This is a genomic window from Nocardia sp. NPDC051787, assembly GCF_040681325.1.
In the GTDB taxonomy this organism is placed as follows: Bacteria; Actinomycetota; Actinomycetes; order Mycobacteriales; family Mycobacteriaceae; genus Nocardia.
In genome coordinates, this window is the sequence record NZ_JBFAYO010000008.1 from 221,252 (window position 1) to 234,318 (window position 13,067).

At 70.0% G+C, this 13,067-nt stretch carries 11 protein-coding genes; 4 read left to right on the plus strand and 7 right to left on the minus strand.

The window, feature by feature from the left end; all coding sequences use genetic code 11:
* Positions 1-12: 12 nt before the first annotated feature.
* From AB0M45_RS11710 to AB0M45_RS11720, 3 genes are all read right to left on the minus strand, one after another.
* Positions 13-981 (minus strand): sigma-70 family RNA polymerase sigma factor, encoded by a 969-nt coding sequence (locus AB0M45_RS11710; protein ID WP_364326165.1) that lies wholly within the window; start codon positions 979-981, stop codon positions 13-15.
* Between the two features lie 195 nt (positions 982-1,176).
* Positions 1,177-2,694, minus strand: a complete 1,518-nt coding sequence (locus AB0M45_RS11715) for a methyltransferase (protein WP_364326168.1) — start codon at positions 2,692-2,694, stop codon at positions 1,177-1,179.
* Between the two features lie 446 nt (positions 2,695-3,140).
* Entirely contained in the window at positions 3,141-3,881 is a 741-nt protein-coding gene (locus AB0M45_RS11720) for a VOC family protein (protein WP_364326171.1), read from the minus strand.
* Between the two features lie 188 nt (positions 3,882-4,069).
* Here AB0M45_RS11720 and AB0M45_RS11725 point away from each other — a divergent pair, with 188 nt between their 5' ends.
* Complete coding sequence (locus AB0M45_RS11725; protein WP_364326174.1) at positions 4,070-5,362, plus strand: MFS transporter; 1,293 nt, start codon at positions 4,070-4,072, stop codon at positions 5,360-5,362.
* A gap of 100 nt (positions 5,363-5,462) precedes the next feature.
* On the opposite strand, the gene AB0M45_RS11730 is transcribed toward AB0M45_RS11725, so the two are convergent.
* Positions 5,463-5,882, minus strand: a complete 420-nt coding sequence (locus tag AB0M45_RS11730; RefSeq protein ID WP_364326176.1) for a DUF3099 domain-containing protein — start codon at positions 5,880-5,882, stop codon at positions 5,463-5,465.
* 126 nt (positions 5,883-6,008) lie between these two features.
* On the opposite strand from AB0M45_RS11730, the gene AB0M45_RS11735 reads away from it, so the two are divergent.
* A complete protein-coding gene (locus tag AB0M45_RS11735; RefSeq protein WP_364326178.1) occupies positions 6,009-6,245 on the plus strand; it encodes a DUF3039 domain-containing protein in 237 nt (78 codons plus the stop codon).
* Positions 6,246-6,254: 9 nt separating this feature from the next.
* Here AB0M45_RS11735 and AB0M45_RS11740 read toward each other — a convergent pair whose 3' ends face one another.
* Entirely contained in the window at positions 6,255-7,397 is a 1,143-nt protein-coding gene (locus tag AB0M45_RS11740) for a YihY/virulence factor BrkB family protein (RefSeq protein ID WP_364326180.1), read from the minus strand.
* Positions 7,398-7,589: 192 nt separating this feature from the next.
* Here AB0M45_RS11740 and AB0M45_RS11745 point away from each other — a divergent pair, with 192 nt between their 5' ends.
* A complete protein-coding gene (locus tag AB0M45_RS11745) occupies positions 7,590-9,341 on the plus strand; it encodes a DEAD/DEAH box helicase (protein ID WP_364326257.1) in 1,752 nt (583 codons plus the stop codon).
* A gap of 340 nt (positions 9,342-9,681) precedes the next feature.
* Here the strand turns inward: AB0M45_RS11745 and AB0M45_RS11750 are convergent, their stop codons facing one another.
* Entirely contained in the window at positions 9,682-10,236 is a 555-nt protein-coding gene (locus AB0M45_RS11750) for a hypothetical protein (RefSeq protein WP_364326182.1), read from the minus strand.
* The gene (locus AB0M45_RS11755; protein ID WP_364326184.1) at positions 10,236-11,996 is read right to left on the minus strand and encodes a DEAD/DEAH box helicase; all 1,761 of its coding nucleotides are present in this window, start codon (positions 11,994-11,996) and stop codon (positions 10,236-10,238) included. Before AB0M45_RS11755 ends, AB0M45_RS11750 begins: the two co-directional genes overlap by 1 nt.
* Positions 11,997-12,270: 274 nt before the next feature.
* Here AB0M45_RS11755 and AB0M45_RS11760 point away from each other — a divergent pair, with 274 nt between their 5' ends.
* The gene (locus AB0M45_RS11760; RefSeq protein WP_364326260.1) at positions 12,271-13,065 is read left to right on the plus strand and encodes a TetR/AcrR family transcriptional regulator; all 795 of its coding nucleotides are present in this window, start codon (positions 12,271-12,273) and stop codon (positions 13,063-13,065) included.
* Positions 13,066-13,067: the final 2 nt, after the last annotated feature.

Below are 13,067 nucleotides of genomic sequence, written 5' to 3' on the forward strand. Positions count from 1 at the left end.
CGCCGGCGAGGGTCAGCTGGCGTAGGCGCGCAGCCGGTCGGCCCGCTCGCCCTTGCGCAGCTTCGCCATGACTTCGCGCTCGATCTGGCGCACTCGCTCGCGGGAGAGGCCGAAGAGCTTGCCGATCTGGTCCAGGGTGCGCGGCTGGCCGTCGTCAAGGCCGAAACGAAGCCGGATGACCTGCTGTTCGCGCTCGTCCAGGGTGGCGAGCACACTGCGCACGTCATGGTGCAGCAGACCGGCGATGACCGCGGACTCGGCCGAGGTGGCCTCGGAGTCCTCGATGAAATCGCCCAGCGGAGCCTCTTCGTCGTTGCCGACCGGCATGTCCAGGCTCACCGGGTCGCGGCTGTGGTCGAGCAGATCGGAGATCTTGTCCACCGGGATGCCCGATTCGACGGCCAGTTCCTGGTCGGTGGCCTCCCGGCCGAGCTGCTGGTGCAGTTCGCGCTTGATCCTGGCCAGCTTGTTCACCTGCTCGACCAAGTGGACGGGCAGGCGAATGGTGCGGCTCTGGTCGGCCATGCCGCGGGTGATGGCCTGCCGGATCCACCAGGTGGCGTAGGTGGAGAACTTGAAGCCCTTGGTGTAATCGAACTTCTCCATGGCCCGGATCAGTCCGAGATTGCCTTCCTGGATCAGGTCCAGCAGCGGCATTCCGCGGCCGGTGTAGCGCTTGGCGAGCGAGACAACGAGGCGCAGGTTGGCTTCGAGCAGATGCGACCGGGCAGCCTGACCTTCGCGCACGACGAGGGCTAGATCCCGCTTCCGGCCGGCCGACAACCGCTTACCGGTTTCCAGCAGGTGCTGCGCGTAGAGGCCCGCCTCGATGCGCTTGGCCAGCTCGACCTCGTCGGCAGCCGTGAGCAGCGCGGTACGGCCGATCCCGTTCAGGTACACACGTACCAGGTCGGCGGCGGGGCTCTGGGCGTCGAGGTCCGAATCGCTGGTGCGCACACGAGTGGTGGCGGGGCTTGTCATGACTTGCCTCCTGTCGGTGGTGTCTCACTCCGATCAACGGACCCGACACGGAGAAAGTTCCCCGTTACGGCTGACATAAACCGCTCTGAGCTGCGGTTTTCTGCCCTCTCGTCTGAGAAGTTCCTGAGAAGCACCGCGTCGCGGAGCGATCCTCCGGCCGGGACCGGCGCCGGTCGACGCGTAGTTGCCGTACGGTTATACGGGCCGTACCAATCCGTGACGTACCAGTCCGGTGACCACGGACAACGCGTCGGCCGCGAACTCGGCGGTCACCTCCTCGGAGCCGTGGGCGAGCGCCAGTAGTTCGACCAGCTGGTACAACGGCAGGCCGTCGGCTCGCATTCCCGCCAGCAGCGAGATCGTGGTCTCGTCCACTTCGTGCTGCCAGCGCGGGCCGTCGCCGCGGTGCAGCCGCGCCACCTCCGGCGCCCAGCCGTCGGCGCCGGGCAGGTACACTCGCTCCAGCGCGGTCGCGGAGTCCACCGCGAAACGTGCGGACCAGGCGAGATTCTCATCTCCGGCGACGGCGCGCAGCCAGGCCGAGCGCTCGAAATACCGGACGGCCTCCTCACCGAGCGGGTCGTCGAAGCCGTGCGTGAGGTCCTCGGCGAGCAGCTCGGCCGGACCTTCGATGGCGCGCAGGTAGACGAAACCGAAACCGATGCCATCGACATCGGCGGTGGCGAAGGCGTCCAGCCAGCTCTCCGCACGGGCTTGCGCGGCCGGATCGCGCGGGTCGAGGCCCGCGTCACGCAACCAGGTGCCGACGTAGAGGGCGGGATCGGCGACGTCGCGCTGCACCACCCAGGCGTCGACACCATGGGCGGGCAACCATGAGGAGACCCGGTCGCGCCAGTCCTCGCCCTCGACATGGACCCACGCCGCCAGCATCGCGGCGGTGCCGCCGGGTGCGAGCAGGCCGGCCGCCTGGGAGACCACCAGTTCACTTGCTCCGTCGAGCGCGAGGCCGGAGTCACGATAGGTGTGCTCGACGCGGGTGGGGCCGACCACGAACGGCGGATTGGCCACGATCTGGTCGAAGCGCCTTCCGCGGACCGGCTCGAACCACGAGCCTTCGACCAATTCGATGTCCAGGTCGTTGAGCGCCGCGGTGGCTTCGGCCAGCCACAGCGCGCGGGCGTTGACATCGGTAGCCGTGACCTGCTGGGCGTAGGAGGCGGCGTGTATCGCCTGCACTCCGCAACCGGTGCCGAGGTCGAGCACCGTGCCGATCGGCCGTGCCGGAGTGGCGCGCAGCAGCGAGAGAGAGGCGTGGCCGACGCCGAGCACATGGTCCTCGGTGAGCGTGCGGCGGCGCATCGAGTCGTCGAGATCGGACAGAATCCATCGGGTGCCCGCGCCCGCGTCCAGCGGGCGGAGGTCCAGCGCCGCCCGCACGGCGTCGCCGTCGCGATCGAGCAGGCCCGCGGCCACCGCGCGGTCCAGGTCCACCGGTGCGAGTGCGGCGGCGACCTCCCGCTCCGGCAGCGCATCGCCGAGCAGCAGCAGGCGGATGAGCGCGCCCAGTTCGCCCGCCTCGCGCGCCGCCCTGCGCACCGGCACCGGCTCCGAGCGACCCAGTGCAGCGTGCGCGTCGCCGAGCACCTCGAGCAAGGTATCGGCGTCGTAGCCGACCCTGGCCAGGGCGGTCCGCAGGTCCGGGCACAGCGCGGTGAGCAGCGATCCCGTGGTGGTCGATCGGTTCGTAGGCACATCGGTACTCTGCCACCGCGACCATCCGGCCTGGACCAGATGGTCGCGTGTCACGACACCTCGGCTGAGGCGGTCGTCGCTGCGCCGCCCCCGCAATCGGCCGTGCCCCGCCGACCCGTGCTTGTCGACTGCCCCGCACCGTCTCGCCGATCGGCTACCAGCCCGGCAATACGGAGAACCGAGTCACGCCGCATCCCGTCGGGGGACGAACCGCCTCCGACGCCGTTGGTGGCGAGTGCGCCTTTCCCGCCAATGGGGCTGCCTCCGATGAGCTGTCAGTCGCCGCGGTGGTTCATCCGAGTGCGCGACGGTCGTGCGGCCGACGGAAAAATCATGGGCGCAAGGCAACTCACGTGCGATGGATGCGCGTGTCCCGTGCGTGTCGGCGGTTCCGTGGACAAAGGGAGATCGACTTGCGGCCGGGAAAAGTTGTGCCGGAGGCTGATTCAGACGCCGTTCGGGTCGCGCGCGGTGACACAGTACAGCGCGTCGGCGGGATCGCTCAGGACGATCCAGTGCTCATGCCGCCGCACCACCGTCGCGCCGAGAGATTCGTGCCAGGCCGCGGTGGCCTCGATGTCCTCCGCGGCCAGGTCCACGTGTGCACCGGGCGGACGGTTCTCGCCGAGACGCTGCAGCAGCAGCTGCGCGGGCAACTGCTCGTCCGCGCGCAGACGGGCGAACTCCGGCCGCCGTCCGGGCTGGAATGTCCAGCCGGTCAGCAACGTCCAGAAGCGGGTCTCGACCTCGTAATCGGCGGGGCCGATGTCGAGGCACACCTGGTCAAGGCGCGACAGCGTGCCGTCGGGTGCCCGCACGGCCGGTGCGGGCGTGCTCGTGGCGCGCCCGCTCGGGGTCAGGCAGAACGTCTGGCCGCCGGGGGAGCGCAGCACGGCGTAGTCGGGGTGGTTGGCGACCAGTTCGGCGCCTAGGTCGAGCGCGGTGCGGACGGCGGAGGGGATGTCATCGACGTCGAGGTCGAGATGGACGCCGCCGAGACCGGTCACCGCCTGCATTTTGACGCTCGCGGCGGCGAACAGCGCCGGGTCGGGCAGCAGGGTGAGGAACTCCTCGTTGCTGCCGCGTCGAGGAGAGAGCTGGGTGCCGGTGACCGTGGACCAGAACTTCGCGCAATCGTCGAAGCGCTGCGTCGGGCGGTCCAGGAAGACCCAGATCCACCGAATCATGTTCACTCCTGTCTGTTCGGCGCAACGTACCGAAGTGCGGATCGTCGTGGCGACGGCTTCGATGCGACATTAGGGACAGGCGCGCATGTTGTCGAGCACAAAACGGCGTCCGCCGAATGGCGCGAATTTGATGCTATGTGGCATTCCAGCCACTCGTTGCGGACGCAACCTTCCGGCAGGCTCAGCGGGTGACCGAACTGCAGACGCCGATCCCGGTTCCCGTCGCCTCCCCGCCCCGCACCCGCCTGCACCCGGCATGGCTCGTCGCGGGTGTCGGCTTCATCGCACTGCTGGGCGCCGCCGCCTTCCGGTCGGTGCCCGGCGTCATGCTCGACCCGCTGCACGAGGAGTTCGGCTGGTCGCACGGCACCATCGGCACGGCCGTTTCGCTGAATCTTCTGCTGTACGGGCTGATCTCGCCGTTCGCGGCGGCGCTGATGGATCGCTTCGGTATCCGCAAGGTAGTGGCCTGCGCGCTGGTGCTGGTCGCGGCGGGCAGCGGGCTGACGGTCTTCATGACCCAGCCCTGGCACCTGATCCTGACCTGGGGCCTGCTGGTCGGTGTCGGGGTGGGCTCGATGTCGATGCCGTTCGTGGCGACCATCACCGGCCGGTGGTTCGTGCGCCAGCGCGGCCTGGTCACCGGCGTGCTCACCGCCGCGGGCGCGACCGGGCAGTTGATCTTCCTGCCGCTGGTGTCGGCGCTGGCGCACGCGCATGGCTGGCGGCTGCCCTCGCTGATCGTCGCGGGCGCCGCGCTGGCCGTGGTGCCGCTGGTCTTGCTGTTCATCCGCGACTATCCGAGCGACGTCGGCGTGCGGGCCTACGGGGCCGAGCCGGACAGCCCCGCCGGGATGCGCGTGCCCGCGGCCGGTGGCGCCTCGCGTGCGCTGACCGTGCTCGGCACGATCGCCCGCAGGCCCGGATTCTGGTTGCTCGCAGGAGGCTTCGCGGTCTGCGGCGCGTCGACCAACGGGCTGGTCGGGACGCATTTCGTCAGCGCGGCGCACGATCACGGCATGCCGCCGACTACGGCGGCGAGCCTGCTGGCGGTCGTCGGCATCTTCGACGTGGCGGGCACCATCGCGTCCGGCTGGCTGACCGACCGGCTCGATCCGCGCTACCTGCTGATCGGTTACTACACGCTGCGCGGTCTGTCGCTGCTGATCCTGCCCGCGCTGCTGGGTCCGGACACGCAGCCGAGCCTGTGGGTGTTCATCGTCTTCTACGGCTTGGACTGGGTGGCCACGGTGCCGCCGACGGTCGTGCTGTGCCGCGAACTGTTCGGCGCCGACGCCCCCGTCGCGTTCGGCTGGGTGTTCGCCTCCCACCAGATCGGCTCGGCGGTGGCGGCCACCGGTGCGGGCGTCATCCGTGACCTCCAGGGCAGCTACGACCTGGCCTGGTATCTCGCGGGCGCGCTATGTGGCGCGGCCGCGGTGATGTCGGCGGTGGTGCGGCGCGCCCCGCAACCATCCTGACATCGGATCTTCTGCCGGTCTACGTCCACCACGACAGGATGCGGTGGACGGCCGGTGCGGCTCGTCAGGTGGGAACTCCGGCTGGCCGAACGCCGTGGACTCAGCCGTCGATGGCGTTGTGCGGGCGGGACTCGATGGCGGTGCGGCGACCATCCCACCGGCTCGGCTCGTCCTTGCGGCGAGGCGGGCGGTCGTTGGCGATCAGCACCGCGATCCAGGGCAGGGGAATGGACGCCACGATGATCAGGATGGACAGCAGCGGATTGCCGAACGTGCTGTAGGCGATCGCCGCGAGGACCAGGCAGGGGATGCGGAACGCCATGATGATCGTGTACCGGCGCACCCGGGCGCGGTGCTGATCCTCCAGCGAAGGCGCCGCCTCGGTGATCAGCGCCGGGTGTTTGTCGTCACTGCCCGGGAAATATCCGGAGGAACGACGGGGCTGCTGCGGCACCGTCACGCCGGGGTGCTCTTCGCGGTCGCGGCCGTCGGCGGAGGGGGAGTCGCCGTTGCGCTGCATACCCTGAGTCTTCCACTAGTGGCCCGTCCACGCACAGACCGGGCTCCGGATGACCGCTCGCTATCTCGGTGCGGCATGGGCCGCCGTGGTCGGCCACTGATCCGGCGATGCGGCATCATGGAATGCGTGAGCACCGACACCATGGTTCGCCCGGACACGACGACCGACGAGACGACGGGCGACGACACCCCGAAGTTCTTCCACTACGTGAAGAAGGACAAGATCGCCGAGAGCGCCGTGCTCGGCACCCACGTCGTTGCGCTGTGCGGCGAGGTCTTCCCGGTGACCCGCTCGGCCAAGCCCGGCTCTCCGGTGTGCCCGGAGTGCAAGAAGGTCTACGAGGGCCTACGCAAGGGCGACTGAGGCCGGGCCCTACTCCGGGGACGAGGACGACACTCCCCGCCGGTCGAGCGCGGCCAGGGACCGGCGGGGTCGGGCGTCGTCCGGGTCGGTCGCGGCGCCGTCTTCGGCCGGCGCCTCCGCGCTCGCGCCGCTTTCGCCGCGCACCTGGTTGGCGATCCACTCCTTCACCTGCTCCATGCGTGTGGCGCGGGCAGGCCAGAACTCCTGCACCGCCGCGTTGAACTCCGCACCGAGGATCACCGCGAAGCCGAGGAAGAACGTGAACAACAGGAACGCGATCGGCGTCGCCAGCGCGCCGTAGGTGACGCCGGTTCTGGTGACCCAGGACAGGTAGCGGCGCAGCAGCTCACTCGCCGCCATGAAGAACACTCCGGCCACCAGGGCGCCACAGAAGAGCCGGTGCCACGGCAGGGAGGCGTGCAGCGCCAGCTTGTACAGGGTGGTGAGCCCGACGATCAGCAGCAGGCCGACGCCCGGGTAGTAGAAGAAATCCAGCAGCTGAAGTCCCGTCGCCCGCCACGCCGCGGGCAGTACCCGCCCGATCAGCGCTGGTCCCAGTGCCACCAAGGGCAGAATGAGCACCGCCGCCACCAGGAACAGCATGTACAGCAACAGCGCGAAGATGCGCTGCCACACCGGGTGCCGCGCGTCTTGCTGACCATGGGCCTCGACGATCGCGTCGACGAACGTCGCCATCGCCGACGACCCGGCCCACAGCGACAGCACGAAACCCACCGAGACCACCGCGCCGCGGCCCCGCCCGAGAACGTCTTGCACCGTCGGCTCGATCAGGTCCGAGACCACGCTCGCGGGGAACAACTCCTGGCTGAACGCGATGATCTTGGATTCCACGATCTGCACGGTGTCCGGGCCGAACCATCCGCCGACGTAGCCGAGGCTGCCGAGCACTCCGAGCAACAGGGGCGCCAGCGAGAGCGTCTGCCAGAACGCCGCCGCGGCCGACTTGGCGAAGATCGAGTTCCCCCATGCCTTCTCCGCCACCCGTACGACCAGCGCGACCGTATGCCTGCTCGCGTGCGCCGCTCCGGCGCCCGCCCGATCGGCCCAGGACCGCGTGCGCACCGTTACGGTGCGGGCCGGCGGTGCGTCGGTCCGTGGCGGATCGCCCGGGAGGGCGCGGTGATCGGTCATCGTGCATACAGCATCGCGCACTTCCGGGATGCGCATCGCGGTCCGGGTGCGACGTGTCGGTGCGCATCGGGTGAACTTCCAGCGTCCTGGCTGGTGGCCGTGTGATGCCCGTCGCGCCTTTCGCGTCGGTTTGGCGACACGCCGTGCCGGGCCGCTAGGGTCGTCTGCGTGACTGGGTCGGGTGGCACCGCTGTGGCGGGAGAAGCGGGCGCGCCGGGCGATTCGAAAACAGCGAGCACCGCCGCCGGCGGCTCCCTCCGTGCCTGGCAGCGACGTGCGCTGACGAAGTATCTGGCGACCAAACCACGGGACTTCCTCGCGGTGGCCACCCCGGGGGCGGGAAAGACCACGTTCGCGCTGCGCGTCGCGGCGGAACTGCTGGCCGACCGCACCGTGGACCAGATCACCGTCGTCGCGCCCACTGAACACCTCAAACACCAGTGGGCGCAGTCCGCGGCTCGCGCCGGGATCGCGTTGGACTCGCGGTTCTCCAACTCGACCGGAGCAACCTCGGGGGACTACCACGGTGTCGTGGTCACCTACGCGCAGGTCGCCGCGCATCCGTTCCGGCACCGCGTGCGCACCGAAAACCGTAGGACCCTCGTCGTTCTCGACGAAATCCACCACGCGGGCGACGCGAAGAGCTGGGGTGAGGCGACGGCCGAGGCGTTCGGCGACGCCACCCGCCGCCTCGCGCTCACCGGTACGCCGTTCCGCAGTGACGACAGCCAGATCCCCTTCGTCGTCTACGAGCCCGATGAGTCCGGCTTCCCGAAGTCCCGCGCCGACCACACCTACGGCTACGCCGAGGCGCTCGCCGACGGCGTCGTGCGGCCGGTGGTCTTCCTGGCCTATTCCGGCGAGGCACACTGGCGCGACAGCGCGGGGGAGGAGTACTCCGCACGCCTCGGCGAGCCCCTCAACGCCGAGCAGACCGCCCGGGCCTGGCGCACCGCGCTGGACCCGGCGGGTGACTGGATGTCGGCCGTGCTGCGCGCCGCCGACATCCGGCTGCGTCAGAAGCGTGCCTCTGGCATGCCCGACGCAGGCGGCCTGGTGATCGCCACCGATCAGGATCGTGCCCGCGACTACGCCGAACTGCTGGAACACATCTCGGGCGAGAAGCCGGCCCTGGTGCTCTCCGACGACCCGTCCTCCTCGAACCGGATCGCGGAGTTCAGCAGCAGCACCCAGCCGTGGATGGTCGCGGTGCGCATGGTGTCGGAAGGTGTGGACGTGCCGCGCCTGGCCGTGGGTGTGTACGCCACCAGCGCCGCGACGCCGCTGTACTTCGCCCAGGCGATCGGTCGCTTCGTGCGTGCGCGCAAGCCCGGCGAGACCGCGACCGTGTTCCTGCCGTCGGTGCCGGTACTGCTGGATCTGGCCGCTCAGTTGGAGGTGCAGCGCGACCATGTCATCGGCAAGCCGCACCGGGAGCAGAACGGACTCGACGACGACCTGCTGATCGAGGCCAACAAGCAGCAGGACGAGCCGGGCGAGAAGGACAAGTCCTTCGTCGCGCTGGCCGCCGATGCCGAACTCGACCAGGTGATCTACGACGGCTCCTCGTTCGGTACCGCCACCTTCGCCGGCAGCGACGAGGAAGCGGATTACCTGGGCATCCCGGGGTTGCTCGACGCCGAGCAGATGCGCGCGCTGCTACGCGAGCGGCAGGCGAAGCAGGTCGCCGAGCGCGGTGCGGCCGTGACCGAGCCGGAGCCGGGTCCGCAGGTGGCCAGCGCGGCGGAGCGGGTCGCCACCGCCGACCGGCTCGGCGAACTGCGCCGCGAGCTCAACAGCCTGGTGGCCATGCATCACCATCGCACCGGTAAACCGCACGGCGTGATCCACGGCGAACTGCGGCGCGAGTGCGGCGGCCCGCCGACCGCGCTGGCCACCGCGGAACAACTCGGCGAGCGCATCGCGGCCCTGCGCCGTAAGTAGCGGTGCGGCAGGGGATCCAGGGTCAGCTGGGGACGGGCCAGGCGGCCATGGCGCAGTCGATGGACGCGGTGAGTTCGGCCAGCGAAGCACCGTCACGCGCCTGGATGGACAAGCCGTCCGAAGCTGATACCAATTTCGGACATGAACAGCCGGGCCAGTGTGCGTGAGCTGGCGGAGACGGCGGTGCCGAACTCCGTGAGCGTGCGCGGGTCGGCCCGATCGGCCGCGTCGGCCACCTGCCGCGCCAGGGGATCGGTGGGCCGATGCGCGCCGATCGGGATGACTTCGACTTCCGGGCCAGACGGCCGGAGTGAGCGCGCGACCGACCGCGCCGAGCCGCTCAGGTCGGCGCTGTCGTGAAGAACCGCGACGGATCGAGCGCGCCGAGCGGCGTCCATCGTGCCGGTGGCGCCGAGACACCCGGATCCCGCGGGGCCGCGGCGAAATAGCCCTGGATCTCCAGGGCGAGACGGGGGTTCTCGTCGACCTTGCGCGCCATCGCGTAGTGGACGGCGAGTACATGCACGCACCGCGCCGATCGTGCCGTGCAGGAACAGTCGGTGCCCGCCAGGACCGGCGCGAGCGGGATTCCCGCCGCTGCGATCGCGCGGTGCATGTCGTCGGTCAGCACGGACGGGTCCGGCACGATCGCGGCGATGGCGGTGATCGTGGCCCTGGTCAGCGGCGCCACTTCCAGGTGGGTCAGTGAGGCCTGACCGCCACGATGGATGGTGGCCCGCACGACCCGTCCCTCGACGGTGAACTGCACGCCGTTGTTGCGTGCGATGCTGCGGGCGCGCGGGAGCAGCGGATCGGGTCTGGTCTGGCGCAGCGGCTCGGCGAGGCGCACCCAGTCCATGCCCCATGCGGTGTAGCCGAATTCGTTGTCCGCCATCAGTTCTCCCTTTTGCGGCGCAGGATCTCGATGAGCTGTTCGTCGCCGAGCGCGGCGAGCGCCGCGATGCCGGTCGCGTCGCCGAGGTCGGTCAGGGCCGCCTTGCGGTCGTGTACGCCCGCGATGTGCTCCTCTACGGTCGTGGCCGAGGTGAGTGTGGTGACGGTGACGGTGCGGGTCTGGCCGATCCGGTGGGCGCGGTCGGAGGCTTGCGCCTCCACGGCCGGGTTCCACCAGCGGTCGAAGTGGATGACATCGGCGGCGCGGGTCAGCGTGAGTCCGGTGCCCGCCGCGCGCAGACTCAGCACCAGTATCGGAGGCCCGTCCTCGGTCTGGAACCCGGACACGATCGCGGCGCGTTCGGCCTGGTTCAGCCCGCCGTGGAAGAACGGCGCCGTCACCCCGAACTGTTCGGCGACATGGCGCACGAGCAGTTCACCGGTCCGGCGGTACTGAGTGAACACCAAGGTGGGGCTGGCGGTGTCGAGATTGGTGGCCAGGATGTCGGTACACAGGTCGAGTTTTCCGGATCGGCCGGCCAGCTCGCCGAGTTCGCCGGTGACCAGCCCGGGATGGTTGCACACCTGCCGGAGCGAGGTCAGCGCGGCGAGCACGCGGCCGTGACGCTCGATGCCCGCGCCGAATCCGTCGTCGACGGCCTGAGCGAGCAGCTGATCGTAGAGCCGCTCCTGCTCGGGGGTGAGGTCGCAGAGCAGGTCGCTGTGGATCTTCGCGGGCAGCGCCGCCGCGACCTGACTCTTCTTGCGCGCAAGCACGACCGGTTCGATGGTGTCGCGCAACCGCGCCGCCGCGGTCGCCGACCCATCCTGGATCGGCCGCACGAATCGGCGCCGGAACTGCGTCCGGTGCCCGAACAACCGTGGCGCCACCAGGTTCAGCAACGCCCATAGCTCGTCCAGATGGTTCTCCACGGGCGTGCCGGTCAGCGCGATCGTGGCGGCCGAGTCGATCGCCCGCGCCGCTTTCGCGACCTGGGTACGCGGATTCTTCACCGCCTGCGCCTCGTCGAAGACGGCTGTCGCCCAGCGCTGTCCGGTCAACAGCCGTCCATGCAGCCGCAAGGTGGGATAACCGGTGACGACGACCGTCGCCGCGTCGGGCGTGATCTCGCCGCCGCGCCACGCGACCACGCGCAGCCCCGGTGCGAACCGGCCGATCTCGTGCGCCCAGTTGCCGACCAGTGAGGTCGGGCAGACCACGAGCTGTGGCCCCGCATCGGCGCGGCCGAGCAAGAAGCCGATGGTCTGGACGGTTTTGCCGAGCCCCATTTCGTCGGCGAGCACCGCGCCGCCGTGCGCGTCCGCGGTTTCGCGCAACCAGGCGACCCCGCGTGCCTGGTAGGGCCGCAGCCGCGCCTTCAGCGTCGCACGCAGGTCCGCCGCCGCGGCCTCGGTGTCACGCAGCGCCCGCAGCGCGCGCCGCGCCGACACGATGGAGGTGCCGGACGCATCCGGCACGGCGTGGGCGGCTATCGGCAGCTCGGGGTCGTCGAGCGCTTCCGTGGCCGGCTCGGCGCGGGTGGCGCGCACGATGTCCTGCCAGATCAGGGTCGAATGTCCTGGATGCTCGACCGCCAGATCCGCGAAATCCTCCGGGGACACCAGCGCGGCGTCGACATCGGTGACCTCCAGCGCGCCGTCGGCGCCGACCGGGAGGACCAGCGCGAGTGTCTCGTGGTCGCCGTGGCCACGCGGGGCCGGTCCGGCGCCGAGCCCCGCCCACGTCCACAGGGCGAACATGTGCCGATCCGGCAGATAAGTGGCGTGTGTGCTGGACAGAGCGCACCCCTTCAAATCAACGTATGCCGTACGGAGTATCGTGACAACGTACACCGTACTGGATTTGTTCCGAGGAGTGCCGTGAGCGAGCGTCAGCGAGTGAACCGAGGACGCAGCGCGCCCTCGCGCACGACGAAGCCGAGCGCGAGCGAGGCGCAGTCGTGAGCGAGCAGCCGAGCGTCCACCAGGAGCGGTCGTGAGCGAGGAAATCTCTGTCGAACAGGCGAAACATGTGATGAGCCTGCTGTGGCGGCACGAGCTTCCCCTGCGTCCCGCGGGACGCGGCCCGAAGCAGACCGTCAGCGTCGACGCGGTGGTCGCGGCAGCGGTCGCACTCGCGGACCGGGAGGGCTACGAGAAGGTCTCCATTCGCGCGATCGCGGCGGAGTTGGGGCTACGACCGATGAGTCTCTACACGTACGTGCCGAGCAAAGAGGCGCTGACGATACTCATGGTCGACGCGGTGGCAGAGCAGGACGCACCCATTCCGGGTGATCTTCCCCCGCGCGAGCGCATGGCGACAGTGGCCCGCCAGGTTCGGGCGGAACTGATCGCGCACCCTTGGCTGCTCGAGGTACCCCCGTGGCGCCTGGTACTCGGCCCGGGACGGATGCGCCGCTACGAACGGCAGCTCGCCGCGATCGACGGAATCGGCCTACCTGACGTGGTGATGGATCGGGTGATCGCCGTGCTGTCGGAGTTCGCGACCGGAAACGCGCGCATGGCGGTCGCCGCCGCCCGCGAGACGCGCAGGATGAGCGACACACGCTGGTGGGAGGTGCATGGTCCGCTGCTCACCGAGATCATGCCGCCGAGTGAGTTCCCGCTGGCATCGCGGGTCGGCGCGGCGGTGGGCGAGTTGTACCAGGCGCCCGCCGACCCGGACGGCGCGTTCGACTACGGGCTGGCCAGGCTGCTGGACGGCATCCTCGGTGCGGTGCCGGCGCCGTCGCGGTGGCGGCCCTGGTCGACCTGGCCACGAAGCGAACCAGACAGGCACGCAAGGCATCTCGGCAGGCCGAGCTGCTGACC

Bases quoted from the DNA above. Each gene is read 5' to 3' on its own strand.
- AB0M45_RS11710 (WP_364326165.1), bottom strand. From the start codon at position 981: ATGACAAGCCCCGCCACCACTCGTGTGCGCACCAGCGATTCGGACCTC.
- AB0M45_RS11720 (WP_364326171.1), bottom strand. From the start codon at position 3,881: ATGATTCGGTGGATCTGGGTCTTCCTGGACCGCCCGACGCAGCGCTTC.
- AB0M45_RS11730 (WP_364326176.1), bottom strand. From the start codon at position 5,882: ATGCAGCGCAACGGCGACTCCCCCTCCGCCGACGGCCGCGACCGCGAA.
- AB0M45_RS11740 (WP_364326180.1), bottom strand. From the start codon at position 7,397: ATGACCGATCACCGCGCCCTCCCGGGCGATCCGCCACGGACCGACGCA.
- AB0M45_RS11750 (WP_364326182.1), bottom strand. From the start codon at position 10,236: ATGGCGGACAACGAATTCGGCTACACCGCATGGGGCATGGACTGGGTG.
- AB0M45_RS11755 (WP_364326184.1), bottom strand. From the start codon at position 11,996: ATGTTCGCCCTGTGGACGTGGGCGGGGCTCGGCGCCGGACCGGCCCCG.
- AB0M45_RS11760 (WP_364326260.1), top strand. From the start codon at position 12,271: ATGAGCCTGCTGTGGCGGCACGAGCTTCCCCTGCGTCCCGCGGGACGC.